This window comes from Actinopolymorpha singaporensis, assembly GCF_900104745.1.
Lineage (GTDB): Bacteria > Actinomycetota > Actinomycetes > Propionibacteriales > Actinopolymorphaceae > Actinopolymorpha > Actinopolymorpha singaporensis.
This window is the reverse complement of record NZ_LT629732.1, coordinates 5,804,790-5,821,674: the sequence shown is the minus strand read 5'-3', so window position 1 is coordinate 5,821,674 and position 16,885 is coordinate 5,804,790. Positions and strand designations below refer to the sequence as shown.

17 protein-coding genes are annotated in these 16,885 nt (G+C 72.3%); 12 read left to right on the top strand and 5 right to left on the bottom strand.

The window, feature by feature from the left end; translation table 11 throughout:
- Position 1: 1 nt before the first annotated feature.
- Positions 2–1,243, bottom strand: coding sequence for a trans-sulfuration enzyme family protein (locus tag BLU27_RS26020; protein WP_241827644.1), 1,242 nt, complete (start codon positions 1,241–1,243; stop codon positions 2–4).
- A 74-nt stretch (positions 1,244–1,317) separates the two neighbouring features.
- Between BLU27_RS26020 and BLU27_RS26015 the strand changes: the two genes are divergently transcribed.
- On the top strand, positions 1,318–2,481 hold the full coding sequence (locus BLU27_RS26015) for a D-alanine--D-alanine ligase family protein (RefSeq protein WP_422386066.1): 1,164 nt from the start codon (positions 1,318–1,320) through the stop codon (positions 2,479–2,481).
- 158 nt (positions 2,482–2,639) lie between these two features.
- Here the strand turns inward: BLU27_RS26015 and BLU27_RS26010 are convergent, their stop codons facing one another.
- The gene (locus BLU27_RS26010; protein WP_092656219.1) at positions 2,640–3,101 is read right to left on the bottom strand and encodes a DUF3515 domain-containing protein; all 462 of its coding nucleotides are present in this window, start codon (positions 3,099–3,101) and stop codon (positions 2,640–2,642) included.
- Positions 3,102–3,112: 11 nt separating this feature from the next.
- A complete protein-coding gene (locus BLU27_RS26005; protein WP_092656218.1) occupies positions 3,113–3,346 on the bottom strand; it encodes an Lrp/AsnC ligand binding domain-containing protein in 234 nt (77 codons plus the stop codon).
- Between the two features lie 249 nt (positions 3,347–3,595).
- Here BLU27_RS26005 and BLU27_RS26000 point away from each other — a divergent pair, with 249 nt between their 5' ends.
- Complete coding sequence (locus BLU27_RS26000) at positions 3,596–4,732, top strand: thiamine-phosphate kinase (protein ID WP_277869258.1); 1,137 nt, start codon at positions 3,596–3,598, stop codon at positions 4,730–4,732.
- 130 nt (positions 4,733–4,862) lie between these two features.
- Here BLU27_RS26000 and rpmB read toward each other — a convergent pair whose 3' ends face one another.
- Positions 4,863–5,048, bottom strand: coding sequence for a 50S ribosomal protein L28 (gene rpmB, locus BLU27_RS25995; protein WP_092656217.1), 186 nt, complete (start codon positions 5,046–5,048; stop codon positions 4,863–4,865).
- A gap of 161 nt (positions 5,049–5,209) precedes the next feature.
- On the opposite strand from rpmB, the gene recG reads away from it, so the two are divergent.
- The 10 genes from recG to smc all read left to right on the top strand — a co-directional run bounded on the left by recG (position 5,210) and on the right by smc (position 16,470).
- On the top strand, positions 5,210–7,468 hold the full coding sequence (gene recG, locus BLU27_RS25990) for an ATP-dependent DNA helicase RecG (protein ID WP_449709426.1): 2,259 nt from the start codon (positions 5,210–5,212) through the stop codon (positions 7,466–7,468).
- Positions 7,469–7,506: 38 nt separating this feature from the next.
- Positions 7,507–8,097: a 16S rRNA (guanine(966)-N(2))-methyltransferase RsmD gene (gene rsmD / locus BLU27_RS25985; protein ID WP_092656216.1), complete on the top strand. Its 591-nt coding sequence runs from the start codon at positions 7,507–7,509 to the stop codon at positions 8,095–8,097.
- A 69-nt stretch (positions 8,098–8,166) separates the two neighbouring features.
- Positions 8,167–8,652, top strand: a complete 486-nt coding sequence (coaD, locus tag BLU27_RS25980) for a pantetheine-phosphate adenylyltransferase (RefSeq protein ID WP_092656215.1) — start codon at positions 8,167–8,169, stop codon at positions 8,650–8,652.
- Between the two features lie 80 nt (positions 8,653–8,732).
- Positions 8,733–9,392, top strand: coding sequence for a hypothetical protein (locus BLU27_RS25975; RefSeq protein WP_092656214.1), 660 nt, complete (start codon positions 8,733–8,735; stop codon positions 9,390–9,392).
- A 250-nt stretch (positions 9,393–9,642) separates the two neighbouring features.
- On the top strand, positions 9,643–10,227 hold the full coding sequence (locus BLU27_RS25970; protein WP_241827643.1) for a YceD family protein: 585 nt from the start codon (positions 9,643–9,645) through the stop codon (positions 10,225–10,227).
- Positions 10,228–10,231: 4 nt separating this feature from the next.
- Positions 10,232–10,423 (top strand): 50S ribosomal protein L32, encoded by a 192-nt coding sequence (gene rpmF / locus BLU27_RS25965; protein WP_092656213.1) that lies wholly within the window; start codon positions 10,232–10,234, stop codon positions 10,421–10,423.
- Between the two features lie 16 nt (positions 10,424–10,439).
- Positions 10,440–11,231: a ribonuclease III gene (rnc, locus tag BLU27_RS25960; protein WP_092656212.1), complete on the top strand. Its 792-nt coding sequence runs from the start codon at positions 10,440–10,442 to the stop codon at positions 11,229–11,231.
- A 15-nt stretch (positions 11,232–11,246) separates the two neighbouring features.
- Entirely contained in the window at positions 11,247–12,104 is an 858-nt protein-coding gene (gene mutM, locus BLU27_RS25955; RefSeq protein ID WP_092656211.1) for a bifunctional DNA-formamidopyrimidine glycosylase/DNA-(apurinic or apyrimidinic site) lyase, read from the top strand.
- Between the two features lie 321 nt (positions 12,105–12,425).
- Positions 12,426–12,623, top strand: coding sequence for a hypothetical protein (locus BLU27_RS25950; RefSeq protein ID WP_092656210.1), 198 nt, complete (start codon positions 12,426–12,428; stop codon positions 12,621–12,623).
- Between the two features lie 286 nt (positions 12,624–12,909).
- Entirely contained in the window at positions 12,910–16,470 is a 3,561-nt protein-coding gene (smc, locus tag BLU27_RS25945; RefSeq protein WP_092656209.1) for a chromosome segregation protein SMC, read from the top strand.
- Here the strand turns inward: smc and BLU27_RS29350 are convergent.
- A complete protein-coding gene (locus BLU27_RS29350; protein ID WP_157728807.1) occupies positions 16,467–16,883 on the bottom strand; it encodes a hypothetical protein in 417 nt (138 codons plus the stop codon). The genes smc and BLU27_RS29350 overlap by 4 nt on opposite strands.
- Between the last annotated feature and the right edge of the window lie 2 nt (positions 16,884–16,885).

The window sequence follows — 16,885 nt, the reverse complement described above, 5'->3', positions numbered from 1 at the left end:
CTCACCCGGCTCCGGGACCGACGGCCGACAGGGCCGCGGACAGGTCGGCCCACAGGTCCTCGACGTCCTCCACGCCGACACTGAGCCGCACCAGGTTGTCGGGGATCGTGGCGCTCTCACCCGACCACCGCCGCCGGCGCTCCAGGGTCGACTCGACCCCGCCGAGGCTGGTCGCGCGTACCCACAGCCTGGTCGCCGTCGTGAGGGCTTCGGCGGCCTCGGCGCCTCCGCGTACCTCCACGGCCACGATCGCCCCGTACGCGGTCATCTGGGCGGTCGCACGGGCGTGTCCGGGATCGTCGCGCAGCCCGGGGTACCGCACCCGCTCCACGGCCGGGTGCTGGGCCAGCCTGTGTGCGAGAACGGCGGCGTTGGCGCAGGCGCGTTCGACCCGCAGCGGCAGGGTGCGCAGGCCCCGCAGCGCCAGCCAGGTCTCGAACGCACCCGGTGTCGCGCCCAGCTTGCGGCGCCGGAGGTCGAGCAGGTCGTGCAGCTCGTTCCCGCGCTCGGTCGGGGCGGTCACCAGCGCTCCGAGCACGAGGTCGCTGTGGCCGGCGAGGTACTTCGTCGCCGAGTGGAGTACGACGTCCGCGCCGTACTCCAGCGGGCGCTGCAGCATCGGCGTCGCGAACGTGTTGTCGACCACCACCGCCGCACCGGCCTCCCGGGCGCCCGCACAGAGGGCGGGCAGATCCGCGACCTCCAGCGCCGGGTTGGTGGGTGACTCCAGGATCACCAGGTCGGCGCCGGGCAGCAGGGCAAGGGTGCCCTCGGTGTCCGCGACGTCGACCAGCGGCGCCGCGCTCAGCCGGCCGGACTCCACCAGGTCGGCCAGCTGCCCGAGCGTGCCGAGGTAGGCGTGCCGGGGCGCGACCACGATGCCGCCCACCGGAACCAGGTCGAGCACCGTGGCCACCGCCGCGAGGCCCGAGGGGTACGCCAGGGCCCGGCCACCCTCCAGGGCGCCCAGCACCTCCTCGAACGCCGACCAGGTGGGGTTGGCGTACCGGCCGTACTCCAGATCACCGCCCGCGACGTACGTCGAGGCCATCACCAGCGGCTGGTTCAGCGGCTGGTCCGGGTCGCGTGGGGGGCGGCCGGCGGTGACCGCCACCGTGTCCAGGCCGAGTGCGGGCGACCCCGGTGAGTGTTCCTGCGACCGGGCCGGCGACTGGGCCATCGGCGTGAACTGTGACTGGGCCGGAGGCTGATCCGGCGCGGCGTGCTCGTCGAAGTCGGACATACGCCGATTCTTCCCGAGTCCTGCCCGGGCTGACCGGTCAGCGGCCGATGTCGGCGACCGGTAGGGTCAGGCCGGTGAGCGAGTACGAGCGGGGTCCGCAGGCGGGCGAGGACCCGTCCGCGCGGGCCGGACGCAAACCCCGGGTGGCCGTCGTCTTCGGTGGCCGCAGCTCCGAGCATGCCGTGTCGTGCGCGACCGCCGGCAGCGTGTTGCGGGCGCTGGACCGGGAACGCTACGACGTCATCCCTGTCGGCATCACCGTCGACGGCCGCTGGGTGCTGGAGAAGGACGATCCGGAGCGGCTCGCGATCGGGGCGGGCAGGCTGCCCGAGGTCGACGAGAAGGGTGCCGCGGTCGTGCTCGCCAACGACCGGGGCGGTGAGCTGGTCTCGCTCGACCCGGCGACGGTGCCCGGCACCCTCGGCGAGGTCGACGTCGTTCTTCCCCTGCTGCACGGCCCGTTCGGCGAGGACGGCACCCTCCAGGGTCTGCTGGAGATGGCCGACGTCCGCTACGTCGGCGCCGGTGTGCTCGCCAGCGCGGTCGCCATGGACAAGCACTTCGCCAAGCTCGTCCTCTCCGGTCAGGGCTTCCCGGTGGTGCCCTACACCCTGCTGAAGCCGGGCGCCTGGGCTGCCGACCGGTCCGCGTGCGAGGAGGCGGTCGCGTCTCTCGGCTACCCCGTCTTCGTCAAACCCACCCGCGGCGGTTCGAGCATCGGCATCACCAAGGTGAGCCGGCCGCAGGATCTCGGCGAGGCGGTGGAGAAGGCCGCCGCGCACGACCCCAAGGTGCTCGTGGAGGCCTCGGTCGAGGGGGCCCGCGAGATCGAGTGCGGGGTGCTCGAGAGCCTCGACGGCGGGCCGCCGCGAGCCAGCGCGGTCGCGGAGATCCGGTACGGCACGGAGTACGAGTTCTACGACTTCGAGGCGAAGTACCTCGACGACGAGCGGCACGTCGACCTGGCACTGCCGGCGCCCCTGGACGAGAAGTCCACCCGGCAGGTGCAGGACGTCGCGGTGCGGGCGTTCGAGGCGCTGGGTGCCGAGGGCCTGGCCCGGGTCGACTTCTTCCTCCGCAGCGACGGCACGCTGCTGCTGAACGAGATCAACACGATGCCGGGCTTCACGCCGTACTCCATGTTCCCGCGGATGTGGGCCGCCAGCGGAGTCGACTACGCCGCGCTGTGCGACCACCTGATCCAGCTCGCGCTGCGCAGGCCCACAGGCCTGCGCTGACCCTGGCCGCTGACCCGGCCGCGGACCCGGCGGGTCGCGACGGGCTGAAGCCTTCGCCCGGGACGGACGCTGTGTCTCGGGCGAGCAGTGGACGAGGGGTCCCCTGACGCACGGCCACCGCGTCGGGGACCCCTGCGGTGCGTTCGGGCATGCCTGGGTCAGACGCAGGGCGTACGGGCGGGAACCGCCTTCCGGACCGCCGCGGCGACGTCCACCAGCGCGCTGGACGGCGGCTGGTAGGCCGACGGCACCAACATCTCGACGTAGGCGTCCCGGCCGACGGTGGTGAAGATGTATCCGCGGGTGGCGCGTTCGGAGAACCACCCCACGCCGTCGATCACCAGGCACTCCGAGGACGCCAGCAGTTTCGCCGGCCGGGGCACGCCGCAGCGCAGCAGGATGGGCGGGTCACCCCACGCCGCGGTGTTGGGGGAGGACGGCTGCACCACCCGCGCCGACTCGCCGAGCACCTTCGTGGGCAGCGCGGCGGTCAGCGCACGGCACGCGGACGCTGCGGCACCGGTCGGGTGTGGCTGCTCGACGCGAACGGTCGGCTCGCCGCAGCCCACCACGAACACGGCGAGCAGACCGAGCGCGGCGACCGCGGGGAGCCTTCGCAATGACGGCCGGATCAGATGTGGACCACCGGGCAGGTGAGAGTACGGGTGATCCCGTTGATCCCCTGCACCTGGGCGACGACGAGCCGGCCGAGCTCGTCGACGTTGTGGGCCTCGGCGCGGACGATCACGTCGTAGGGACCGGTGACGTCCTCGGCGAGGGTGACGCCGGTGATGTGCGAGATCTCCTCGGCGACCTCGGCCGCCCTGCCGACCTCGGTCTGGATGAGGATGTAGGCCTGAACCATCGATACGTCCTCTCGGGCTGGAGGGCCTCACCGCGCGGTCGTTCGCGACGATCGTCTCGGTGGTGATGCTCCAAGGTCGGTCAAGTGAGTGTGCACGGTATCGCGAGCCGGCCCCTCCGCGCGCCCCCACCCTGCAGGCCGAGGGTCCGCGATCCTCGCCGCGACGCCGCCCGGCCGGCAAACCTGAGGGATGTTTCAGACGCTACCCCGGTCGGGGCCGACGGCAAGGGCGCCCGGCGAAGGTGCACCGTGCCGGTCACCACCGCGGTGGGGCACGGCACGATGTGGGCTGACATCAACGACGCGAGGTCAGGAGCGGCGCAGGTGACGCAGATCAGGGGTACTCAGGCGGGCTCGCGGCGACCGGCCGGCGGCACCGAGGGTGTCGGCGGCACCGTCGCCGAACTGGGGGAGTTCGGGCTCATCGCGGCGATGAGCGCACGCCTCCCGACCGGCCCGGACGTCCTGCTCGGTCCCGGCGACGACGCGGCGGTGATCTCGGCGCCGGACAGCCGCGTGGTCGCCACCACCGACATGCTGGTCGAGGGACGCCACTTCCGCCGCGACTGGTCACCGGCGTACGACGTGGGCCGCAAGGCGGCGGCACAGAATCTCGCCGACGTCGCGGCCATGGGCGCGGTCCCGACCGCGTTGCTGGTGAGCTTCGGAGCGCCACCGGACCTGCCGGCGCAGTGGGCGCTGGAGTTCACCGAAGGGCTCCGGGACGAGACGGCGGCGGCGGGAGCGTCCGTGGCAGGCGGCGACGTGGTGGCTTCCGGGCCGATCGTCGTCTCGATCACCGCGCTCGGCACTCTGCAGGGCCGGGAGGCGCTGACCCGCTCAGGCGCCCGGCCAGGCGACGTGGTCGCCGTGTGCGGGCGGCTCGGCTGGTCCGCGGCGGGGCTCACCGTCCTGGGCCGGGGCTTCCGGTCCCCGCGGGTCGTTGTGGAGGCACACCGTCGCCCCGAACCCCCCTACGACGCGGGCCCGGAGGCGGCCGCACTGGGGGCGAGCGCCCTGATCGACGTGAGCGACGGACTGCTCGCCGACCTCGGGCACGTGGCCCGGGCGAGCGGGGTACGCATCGACGTGGACACCGGCACCCTGGACGTCGCCGAGCCGCTGCGTGCTGTGGCGGCCGCGATCAACGCCGACCCGTTGGCGTTCGTGCTCACCGGCGGCGAGGACCACGCGCTGGCCGCGACGTTCGGTCCGGACGTCGAACTCCCCGAGCGGTGGCAAGTCGTGGGCCGGGTGCTCGCGGCGGAGGAGCAGGGCGAACGCGAGGGCCACCCCGAGGGCCGGCCACGGGAGAGCGGTGAGCCGCCGGTGACGGTGAACGGCGAGGAGTACGAGGGCCCGGCCGGGCACGACCACTTCCGCTGAGCCAGGTCGGAACAGGCGACGTGGCCGGCCACCCCCGACGGGGTGACCGGCCACGACGGTCAGTCGATCTTCGTTCGATCCAGGTTTGTGGTACGGCGTTCGGTGCGGCCCCACGCGAGTGGGGACCGGGTCAGCGAGTGACCTTGCCCGCCTTCAGGCAGGAAGTGCAGACATTGACCCGCTTCGGGGTGCCGTGGACGGTCGCACGAACCCGCTGGATGTTGGGGTCGAAGCGTCGACGGGTGCGCCGCTTCGAGTGCGACACGTTGTTGCCGAAGCCGGGCCCCTTGCCACAAACGTCGCAGACGGCAGCCACCGGAGACTCTCCCGAGCAAGATGAGGACATGGACCGCTGCCCAGCGCACGCCAACCGCGCGGGGCAACCGGTCGAGAGTATCCGACGCCCACACGAAAGCGCCAACCGGCCCAGTGGGGGTGCCGCCCGCTAGCCTCGACGGCAACGACCGTGGAGGTGTGATGGCAAAGCTCCTGCGGCTTCCCGCGGAGGTCGACCTGGGCATGCCGTTGTCGGGTTTCGCGAAGGCCGAGCTGTTGAAGGCGATGCGCGAGCGACTGGAGCTCGCGACCCTCGGCGACCTGCTGCGACATTACCCCCGGCGCTACGTCCAGCGCGGTGAGCTCACCAACCTTCGCGGGCTGAGGGCGGGTGAGGAGGTCACCGTCCAGGCGGAGATCAAGTCGGTCAAGACCCGGCCGATGCGCAACCGCCGGGGCAACATTCTCGAGGTCGTGGTGACCGACGGCTCGGGCGAGCTGAAGCTGACGTTCTTCAACCAGCAGTGGCGGGCCAACCAGCTGCAGCAGGGAATGCGTGGCCTCTTCGCCGGCAAGATCGACTCCTATCGCGGCACCATGCAGCTCAGCCACCCGCACTTCGTGCTGTTCGGCGACTACGCCGGCACAGACGCCGACTCCATCATCGAGGAGTTCGCCGGTGCGCTGATGCCCATCTACCCCTCCACAGCGAAGGCCGCGACCTGGAGCATCGCCCGGGTCGTGCGCCACGTGCTGGACGCTCTCGGCGAGGTGCCCGACCCGATTCCCGCGCCGGTACGCGAGCGCCGGGGCCTGCTCGGGTTGCGGGAGGCGTTCGAGGCCGTGCACCGGCCGGAGTCGTTCGCCGACGTCGAGGCCGCCCGGAAGCGGTTCCGGTACGAGGAGGCGTTCGTCCTGCAGACCGAGCTGGCCCGCCGCCGGTCGGCTGCCCGGGAGCTGGCCGCGCGTCCCCGCGTCGCCGGCGAGGGCGGCCTGCTCGCCGCGTTCGAGGCGAGGCTGCCGTTCGCGCTCACCGACGGCCAGCGCGCGGTGGGGGAGGAGATCGCGGCCGACCTGGCTCGCGACCACCCGATGCAGCGGCTCCTGCAGGGGGAGGTGGGCAGCGGCAAGACGGTCTGCGCGCTGCGGGCGATGCTCACCGTGGTCGACGCCGGCGGCCAGGCGGCGCTGCTCGCGCCCACCGAGGTGCTCGCCCAGCAGCACTTCCGTTCGATCACGGCCCTGCTCGGCCCGCTCGCCGAGCGCGGCTTCATCGGCGGCGCCGAGGACGGCACCCGGGTGGCGCTGCTGACCGGTGGTCAGGGCACTGCCGCCCGCCGCAAGGCGCTTCTCGAGGTGGCCTCCGGCGAGGCGGGCCTGGTCGTGGGCACCCACGCTCTGCTGGAGGACAAGGTGCAGTTCGCCGACCTCGGGCTGGTGGTGGTCGACGAGCAGCACCGGTTCGGCGTCGAGCAGCGGGCCGCGCTCACCGGCAAGGCCGGCGGCGTGCCCCCGCATGTGCTGGTGATGACCGCGACCCCGATCCCGCGCACCGTCGCCATGACCGTCTTCGGTGACCTGGAGGTCTCCACGCTCAGCGAGCTGCCGAGCGGACGCGCGCCGATCCAGACCAACGTCGTTCCGCTGGCGGAGAAGCCGGACTGGATCGACCACGTGTGGCGCCGGGTCCGCCAGGAGGTCGACGCCGGTCGGCAGGTCTACGTCGTCTGCCCGCGGATCGGTGACGACGGCGAGGACGGTGACGGCAGGGCACGCGGCAGCGGCGGCGCGGGCGAGGACACCGACACCTCCGACCTACCGGCCGACGTCGAGGCGGACGGCTCGCGGGAGATGACCGCGGTGGTCGCACTCGCCGCCGAGCTCGCCGGCGGACCGCTCGCCGGGCTGCGGGTCGACCAGCTGCACGGCCGGCAGGCCTCGGACGCCAAGGACGCCGTGATGCGCAGGTTCGCCGCCGGGGAGATCGACGTCCTCGTCGCGACGACGGTCATCGAGGTTGGTGTCGACGTACCCAACGCGTCCACGATGGTGGTGATGGACGCCGACTGGTTCGGGGTCTCCCAGCTGCACCAGCTGCGGGGCAGGGTCGGCCGCGGCGGACATCCCGGGCTGTGCCTGCTGGTGACCGGTGCGGCGGAGGGGACACCGGCACGGGTCCGGATGGACGCTGTGGCCTCAACCACCGACGGGTTCGAACTCAGCCGGATCGACCTCGAACACCGCCGGGAGGGTGACGTCCTCGGCGCGGACCAGTCCGGGCGCCGGTCGAGTCTGCGGATGCTGGCGGTGATCCGGGACGAGAAGGTGATCGCCCAGGCCCGCACCGACGCTGCTGAGGTGGTCGCCGCCGACCCCGGCCTGCGTGGTGAGCCCGCTCTGGCGGTGGCGGTGGCGGCGCTGTACGACGACGACCGGGCCGACTACCTCGAGAAGACCTGACCCGCGTGACGGCGCCCGCGTGCGAGAGGATGGCGGCGATGAGCCGCATCGTCGCAGGAGAGGCCCGCGGGCGCCGGCTGAGCGTGCCCGACGGGAAGGACACGCGGCCGACCTCTGACCGCGTACGCGAGTCGCTGTTCGGTTCGCTCAGCTCCGAGCTGGGCTCGCTGGAGGGCCTGCGGTTCCTCGACCTGTACGCCGGCAGCGGCGCGGTCGGGATCGAGGCGCTCTCGCGCGGTGCGTCCGCGGTCGTGCTGGTCGAGGTGGCACGGCGGGCGGTCGGGGTGATCCGGGACAACCTCCGCACGGTGGGCCTGCCCGGCGCCAGCCTGCTGGCCGGCCGGGTCGAGCGTGTCGTCGGCGGCCCGCCGCCGGAGCCGGACGGCTTCGACGTGGTCTACGTCGACCCGCCGTACTCCCTGCCCGACGCCTCCGTGGCCGCCGTCCTGCGTGACCTCGCCGGCAACGGCTGGCTGGCCCCGGACGCGGTGGTCGTGGTCGAGCGGTCCGCGCGATCAGCCGCGTTTACCTGGCCACCCGGCTTCACCGCCGACCGCATGCGGAAGTACGGCGACACGGCTCTTTGGTACGGTCACGCCGCGGACGGGGACGCCACCATCGAGGGGTAGACCGCACGACAGGACCGCACCACGACCACGAAGACGACCACGACCACGACAGGGGCAGGGGAGGCGCCAGTGCACCGCGCGGTGTGCCCGGGGTCGTTCGACCCGGTGACCAACGGTCACCTGGACATCATCGTGCGCGCGGCCCGGCTGTTCGACGACCTGGTGGTCGCCGTCGGCGCCAACCCACGCAAGGCGGGGTTGTTCAGCGTGGACGAGCGGGTCGAGCTGATCCGCGAGGTCACCAAGGACCTCGCCGAGGTGCGCGTCGCGACGTTCGACGGACTGCTGGTCGACTTCTGCCGCGCGCACGGCATCCAGGCCATCGTGAAGGGACTGCGGGCGGTCGGCGACTTCGACTACGAGCTGCAGATGGCGCAGATGAACCTCCGCCTCACCGGCGTCGAGACCGTCTTCGTACCCACCAGTCCCGAGTACTCTTTCCTGTCGTCGAGTCTGGTCAAGGAGGTCGCGACGTACGGTGGCGACGTCTCGGGTCTGGTGCCCGAGCACGTCCTGAGCCGGCTCACCGCTCGGCTCGGGGACACCCCGGCCTAGCCGGCCCGGCCGGCCCGGGGGAGACGTCGCCCAGATCTCAGGCCGACTCGGCAAGGGGCCGCATTCGGAAAGGACAGATCGTGGACGTGCAGCACAAGCTCGACGAGCTCCGCCGGATGGTGCAGAGCGCCCGGTCGGTGCCGCTGTCCGCGTCGTGTCTCGTCAACCGGACCGAGTTGCTCGCCGGATTCGACGAGGCGCAGCGGATGTTCCCGGAGGAGTTCGAGACGGCTCGCAAGGTGGCCGCCGAGCGGGACGCGGTTGTCGCCGAGGGGCGGGCCGAGGCCGACCGGCTGGTCGAGGAGGCCCGCCGCGAGCGCGCCGAGCTCGTCGAGCGTACCGACATCCATCGCGAGGCCCGCGCCGCCGCCGACGAGCTGACCGCCAAGGCTCAGGCGGAGGCCGACGGGCTGCGCCGCGAGGTCGACGACTACGTGGACGGCAAGCTTGCCGGCTTCGAGATCGCCCTGCAGAAGACGCTGACCTCGGTGGCCCGCGGCCGGGAGGAGCTGCGCAGCCGCAGCCGGAACGCCGGCCGGGGCGACGGCCCGAAGTCGCCGGCGGAGGTCGACGAGTACGTCGAGACCAAGCTCGGGAAGTTCGAGGAGTCCCTGCGCAGAACCCTGGACTCGGTGACCCGTGGCCGGGAACGCCTGCGCGACCGCAGCGGTCTGGACGACACCTTCGCCGGCGGCGACCCGGACGGACCTCCGCTGCCCGGAGAGCGACCCGGCGGCTGACTGGCTGCGACCCGGCGGCGACCCCGGGAGCGAGGGGAGCGACGGGAGTGACCTCGCCGGTTTCGGAGAGTGGATCCCGATGCGTCCGGGTTCGCCAGGGTCGGCGTCCGGCGTCCGGTACGCTCCCCGACCGGACACGGGGAGCGAGCGACCGGGCCGCGTTGAGTGCACCAACGCCCCTCGGGTACGCTCGATAGCCGGTCTCGATCGAGGCCGAATCCAGCCCTGCGACCCAGAAAGCAAGGACGCCTTGAGCACCGTCGACCCTCAGGCGCCGCTCGTGTTCGACACTCGCGAGCTCGGCCGCCGCCCGGGGGCACAACGTAAGCTCCGGCGTTCGGTGCCCGCACCGGCTGGACTCGGCATCGACGTCCTCGGCGTCCCCGAAGGCACCGACATCGAGCTCGCTCTGCGACTGGAGTCGGTGATGGAGGGAGTGCTCGCGTCCGGCACGGCGCGGGTGATGCTGACCGGTGAGTGCGTGCGCTGCCTGGAGCCGCTCGAGCAACCGCTCGACGTCGACTTCCAGGAGCTGTACGCCTTCCCGGAGAGCGAGATCGAGGACGACGAGGCCAGTCGGCTCGAGGGCGACCTGCTCGACCTCGAGCCGGTGGTGCGTGACGCGGTTGTGCTCGCGTTGCCGTACCAACCGGTGTGCAGTGACGACTGCCCGGGGCTGTGTCCGCAGTGCGGCGCGCGCCTGGCAGACGACCCTGACCACCAGCACGAGGCGGCGATCGACCCTCGATGGGCGGCGCTGGCCACGATCGTGCCGGACGAGAACGACACGGACGAGGTCGCGGGTTCGCCCCGACGGCCCGAGGTAAAGGAGTAGTGGCGTGGCCGTTCCCAAGCGGAGGGTTTCGCGGAGCAACACCCGCAGCCGGCGGGCGCAGTGGAAGGCGTCGGCCCCGCAGCTGGTCGTCTGCGCCAACCCCGCGTGCCGGGCCTCGCACCTGCCGCACCGCGCGTGCCCGCAGTGTGGGCAGTACGGTCCTCGCGCCGGGCGCCGTCAGGTTCTCGACGTCTGAGTTTCGGTCTGAGTCAGTGGATCGCCTCGGGGGGACAGTGGCGTACGCCGAGCTGAACACCAAGCTTGGTCTGGTGCTTGACGACGCGTTGCTCGAACGCGCGCTGACACATCGGTCGTACGCCTACGAGAACGGCGGCCTGCCGACCAACGAGCGCCTGGAGTTCCTGGGCGACGCTGTGCTCGGCCTGGTGATCACCGACGCGTTGTTCCGTACGCATCCCGACCTGTCCGAGGGACAGCTCGCGAAGCTGCGGGCGGCGGTGGTCAACATGCGGGCGCTCGCTGACGTGGCCCGGCGGCTGGACCTGGGCAAGTACCTCCGTCTCGGCCGCGGTGAGGAGACCACCGGCGGCCGGGACAAGTCGTCGATCCTCGGCGACGCGGTAGAGGCGGTCATCGGCGCGGTCTACCTCGCCGGCGGGTTCCCGCTGGCCCAGGAGTTCGTGCACCGGCTGTTCGACCCGCTGCTGGAGGCGTCGGCCCGGCTGGGTGCCGGTCTGGACTGGAAGACCAGCCTGCAGGAGCTCACGGCGCGTGCCTCGCTGGGCGTGCCGGAGTACGTCGTGGAGGAGCGAGGCCCCGACCACGAGAAGGTGTTCACCGCCCACGTGGTGGTCGGTGGCACCGACTACGGCGTCGGCACCGGCCGCAGCAAGAAGGAAGCCGAGCAGCAGGCCGCCGAGGCGGCCTGGGCGGCGATCCGCGCCATGCTGGGTGAGAGCACCGACGGCTCGGCCGACCAGCAGGTCGGCGGTTCCGCCGACCGGACCGCCGCCGGCGGCGCCGCGGATACGGCTCCGGCCTGAGCGAGGGGGCCGGGCATGCCTGAGTTGCCCGAGGTCGAGGTCGTCCGCGCGGGCATCGAGAAGCTGGTCGTCGGGCACGCGATTGCCACTGTCACGGTCGGTCATCCCCGCCCGGTCCGACGGCATCTTGCCGGCCCGCAGGACTTCGCCGACCGGTTGGTGGGGCACCGCGTCGTGGGTGCCCGGCGGCGCGGAAAGTACCTGTGGTTGCCGCTGGACAGCGGTGACGCCCTCCTGGCCCATCTGGGGATGAGCGGCCAGTTCGTCGTCGTACCCACCGAACGTCCGGACGAACCCCATCTGCGGGTCCGGTTCACGTTCACCGACCAGCCGTCCTGGGAGCTGCGGTTCGTCGACCAGCGGATGTTCGGTGGCCTGTCGATCAGCCCCGGCGGCGCCGAACTGCCGGCCGAGATCGCGCACATCGCCAGGGACCCGATCGATCCCGCGTTCGCCGACGACGAGTTCGTGACCGCGCTGCGCCGCCGCCGTACCGGTGTCAAGCGCGCCTTGCTCGACCAGCGGCTGATCTCCGGGGTCGGCAACATCTACGCCGACGAGGCGTTGTGGCGAGCCCGGCTGCACTACGCCCGGGCAACCGACACGATGCGGCGGACCGAGGCACAGACGCTGTTGGCGGAGGTTCGCAACGTGATGAGCGCCGCTCTGGCCGCCGGCGGAACGTCGTTCGACAGTCTGTACATCAACGTCAACGGCGAAAGCGGCTACTTCGCGCGTTCGCTTTCGGTGTACGGCAGGGAAGGCGAGCCGTGTGAACGTTGCGGAAACGCCGTGCGGCGGGATCCCTTCATGAATCGGTCGTCCTTCACATGCCCGAGGTGTCAGCCCCGTCCACGTCGCGGTCGTTGGTGACTTCTACCACGTTGACACCTGTTTTCCGCCATACGCCGGGCAACTGCCGCCTGCGGTGGCGACAGGCGTTTTCCCTTGTGTACAAGGGGATCTGAGCCGTCCTGGACGTTGTGACGTCCATTCGCCCGCCCTGTGATCCGGTGGCGATATTGCCGGACAAGTGGGGAGTGCGATCACTTGACTACGGTGGGTCGTGGTGCGGTCACCTTGACGGCATGGCGCTCTGGTGAGACTCTAGAAACACCGCCGCGCTCCCTGCCCCACTTGAGTGCTGCGATGTAGCGACCCAAACCTTAGGTCACTCAGCGTGGAGGACCCCCTATGGCGAAAGCGCTCCTCGGCCACGTTGGTGGCCCTGACCCCCGTCTGGTCTCCGAGGTGCGACGTCTGCAAAAGCGAGTATCGGAGCTGGAGGCGCATGTCATGCGTCTTCAGGCAGAAAACGACTCCCTCTCCGCAGTGGTGCACGAAGACCAACTGCTCACCATCGACGCCCGGCACGAGCCCGCGTTGACCTGAGGGAGGTCCGGTCTCACTGAGTGGACCAGCCTCGAAAGACCGAGATGGAACGGGACGCCTCATCTGAGGCGTCCCGTTTTGTTGTGCCTGGAACGTTCGGGCGCGCAATACCCGGCCGCGTCGCGAACGGCTCCGGCGCTCACCCCCGGTATCGTCGGGCACAGGTCCCCACCGGCCCGCCCAGGGTCGTGGGCCCCGCACCCGGACCAGTGCCCAGACCCCGCCCAGGCCGGCGCCCCGGACCACCGAGTCCCCCCGGCCCCGGAAGCATCGAGGAGAGCGCGCGTTGTACCTCAAGAGCCTGACGCTCCGTGGGTTCAAGTCGTTCGCGTCCTCGACGACCCTGCACTTCGAGCCGGGCATCACCTGTGTGGTCGGCCCGAACGGCTCGGGCAAGAGCAACGTCGTCGACGCGATCGCCTGGGTGATGGGTGAGCAGGGGGTCAAGAGCCTGCGCGGCGGCAAGATGGAGGACGTCATCTTCGCCGGCACGTCCGGACGGGCCCCGCTGGGCCGGGCCGAGGTGATCCTCACCATCGACAACAGCGACGGCGCTCTGCCGATCGACTACGCCGAGGTCACCATCAGCCGGATGATGTTCCGCAACGGCGGCTCGGAGTACAGCATCAACGGCCGCACGTCCCGGCTTCTCGACGTCCAGGAGCTCCTCTCCGACTCGGGTATCGGCCGGGAGATGCACGTCATCGTCGGACAGGGCCGGCTCGACTCCATCCTGCACGCGACCCCGGAGGACCGGCGCGGCTTCGTCGAGGAGGCCGCCGGCGTCCTCAAGCACCGCAAGCGCAAGGAGAAGGCGCTGCGCAAGCTGGACGCCACCGAGGGAAACCTCACCCGGCTGCAGGACCTCCTGGCGGAGATCCGGCGGGCGCTCCGGCCGTTGGGCAAGCAGGCCGAGGCCGCCCGAAAGGCCGCGGTGATCCAGGCCGACGCCCGCGATGCCCGGCTGCGGCTGCTCGCCGACGATCTCGTCCAGCTCACCACGACGCTGGCCCAGGAGGTGGCCGACGAGTCCGCCGTACGGGAGCGCCGGGCGGCCGTCGAGCGCGAGCTGAGCGTCGTCCAGGCGCAGGAGGCCGAGCTAGAGGAGAGCCTGCGGGCCGACGCGCCGCGGGTGGCCCGGGCGCAGGAGACGTGGTACCGCCTGTCGAGCCTCAAGGAGCGGCTGGGCGGCACCGCCGGGCTGGCCGTCGAGCGCACCCGCCATCTGGCCGAGGCCCGGGAGGAGGAACGCCCGGGCCGCGACCCCGACCAGCTGGAGGAGGAGGCGCGCCGGGTACGGGCCGAGGAGGAGGCGATCGCCGCCGAGACCGAGTCCCACCGCGAGGCGCTGGACCAGGCGGTCGGACACCGGCAGGCGTCCGAGCGAGCGCTGGCCGAGGAGGAACGCCGGATCGCCGCGCTGTCGCGCGCCGCCGCCGACCGGCGCGAGGGCCTGGCCCGGCTCACCGGGCAGGTCAACTCCGTGCGCAGCCGGCTGGAGGCCCGCGAGGCCGAGGTGGAGCGGCTCACCGCCGCCCGCGCCGAGGCGAGGGAGCGTGCGGAGCAGGCGCAGGAGGAGTTCGTCGCGGTGGAGAGCCAGGTGGCGAGCCTGGACGCCGGCGAACGCGGGCTGGACGCGGCGTACGAGTCCGCCCAGGCCGCCCTGGAGGCGCTCGAGGAACAACTGCTCACCCTGCGTCAGCACCAGCAGGAGGCCGAACGCGAGCGGGCCGCCCTGGCCGCCCGCAAGGAGGCGCTGGAGCTGGGCCTGGCCCGTAAGGACGGCGCCGCCGAGCTGCTCGCCGCCACCGAACGCGTGTCCGGCCTGCTCGGCTCGGTCGCCGCGTTGCTGTCGGTGGAGCCGGGCTACGAGGCGGCCGTCGCCGGTGCGCTGGGCCGGGCTGCCGACGCGGTGGCGGTGGAGTCGGTCGACTCGGCCGTGGCCGCGCTGCACCACCTGCGTACCGAGGACCTCGGCCGGGCCGGGCTACTGGTCGGCGGTGCCGGCCCGGGCGTCGAGGGCGCTCCCTCGGACTGGCCGGCACTGCCTCCGGGCGCCCGCTACGCCGTCGACGTGGCCGGCGCCCCGGCGCAGGTGCTGCCCGCGCTGGTCCGGTTGCTGGCCAGGGTCGCCGTGGTCGACGACCTCGCCGCGGCCCGGGCGCTGGTCGCCGACCAGCCGGACGTGATGGCGGTGACCCGGGAGGGCGACCTGCTGGGCGCACACACCGCGTACGGCGGTTCGGCCGCCCAGCCGAGCCTGCTGGAGGTCCAGGCTGCCGTCGACGACGCCGCCGAGCGGCTGCGTGAGGCGAGTGCACGAGCCGAACGCCTGCGCGCCGAACGCGCCGAGGCGGAGGAACGCCGCAAGGCCGCCGCTGCCGCTGCCGAGCAGGCGCTCAACCGGCTGCACGAGTCCGATGCCGAGCTCGCGGCCGTCGCCGAACGCCTGGGTCAGCTGGGCTCGGCGGCCCGGTCGGCGCAGGCGGAGGCAGAGCGGCTCGGCACCGCCATCGAGGAGGCCCGGCAGGCCGTCGTCCGCGACCAGAGCGGGCTGGGTGAGCTGCAGGAGCGGCTGTCCACCGCCCAGGACAGCCCGGACGAGGAGCCGTCGACCGACGAGCGCGACCGGCTCGCCGAGGTGTGCCGCGACGCTCGCCAGCGGGAGATGGAGGCCCGGCTCGGGCTACGTACCGCCGAGGAACGCGGCCGGGCGATGTCCGGCCGCGCCGACTCCCTGGAGCGCGCGGCCCGCGAGGAGCGCGCGGCCCGCGAACGCGCCCGGGTACGCCGGGAACGCCGCGCCCGCGAGGCGGAGGTCGCCACCGCCGTCCTCTCCGCCGTACGCCAGGTCCTCGCCCGCCTGGACGGCTCGCTGGCCGCGGCCGGGCGGGAGCGGCAGGAGGCCGAACAGGCCCGCACCGCCCGAGAGGCGCAGATCAACGCCGTCCGGCAGAAGGTCCGCGCCCTGGCCGGCGAGCTGGACGAGCTGACCGACTCGGTGCACCGCGACGAGATGGCCCGGGCCGAGCAGCGGATGCGGATCGAGCAGCTGGAGACCCGCGCCGTCGAGGAGCTGGGAGTCGACCCGGAGACACTTTCCCGCGAGTACGGCCCGGAGGTGCCCGTGCCGCCGTCCCAGACCGCTCCGGGTGAGGAGGCGGAGGGCGAGCCGCGTCCCTACGACCGGGCCGAGCAGACCAAGCGGCTCAGGGCCGCCGAGCGTCAGCTGAACCTGCTGGGGAAGGTCAACCCGCTCGCGCTGGAGGAGTTCGCGGCGATGGAGGAACGCCACACGTTCCTGTCCCGCCAGCTGGAGGACCTCCGCGCCACCCGCAAGGACCTGATGGAGATCGTCCGGGAGGTCGACGAGCGGGTCGAGCAGGTGTTCACCGCCGCCTACCGCGACGTGGAGAAGCAGTTCGCGCAGGTGTTCGACCGGCTCTTCCCGGGTGGTGACGGCCGGCTCGTACTGACCAATCCCGACGACATGCTCACCACCGGCATCGAGGTGGAGGCCCGCCCGCCGGGCAAGAAGGTCAAGCGCCTCTCGCTGCTGTCCGGGGGCGAACGCTCGCTGGTCGCGGTGGCGTTTCTGGTCGCGTTGTTCAAGGCACGGCCCAGCCCGTTCTACCTCCTCGACGAGGTGGAGGCGGCGCTGGACGACACCAACCTCGGTCGGCTGCTGGAGATCTACGAGGAGCTGCGGGAGAACAGCCAGCTGCTGGTCGTCACCCACCAGAAGCGCACGATGGAGGTCGCGGACGCGCTGTACGGCGTGTCGATGCGCGGCGACGGCGTGTCGGCGGTGATCAGTCAGCGGATGCGCGAGGCGGAGTCCGCCTAGGCGGGTCGCGGTACTGCCCCTGTTCCGGTACGGCCCTGTTCCGGCACGGGCCGGTCGGTGATCTTCGTCGGCGGGTAAGCGATTCGGTGAGTCCCACCACCGAAAGAGGCGAGCCCGGTGAGTCCCGCTTCCGTACGACGTGTCTGCGCCGCCCTGGTCGGCGTACTGCTCGCCACCGGGCTGGTCGCCTGCTCCGGCGAGGATTCGCCGGCGCCGAGCCTCTCGACGTCCCCCGCGTCCCCGACGTCACAGAGCGCCTCGACGTCTCCGAACGTCTCGACGTCCCCGGCGTCCTCCGCGTCCCCGAGCGCCTCGGCGTCCCCGCGTACCTCTGTGACCGCCGGGGCCTCCGCGAGTCCGGGTTCCGCAGCCGCGCGTGCCCGGGCCGCCCTGCCGAAACCGGTGACCGTCACCG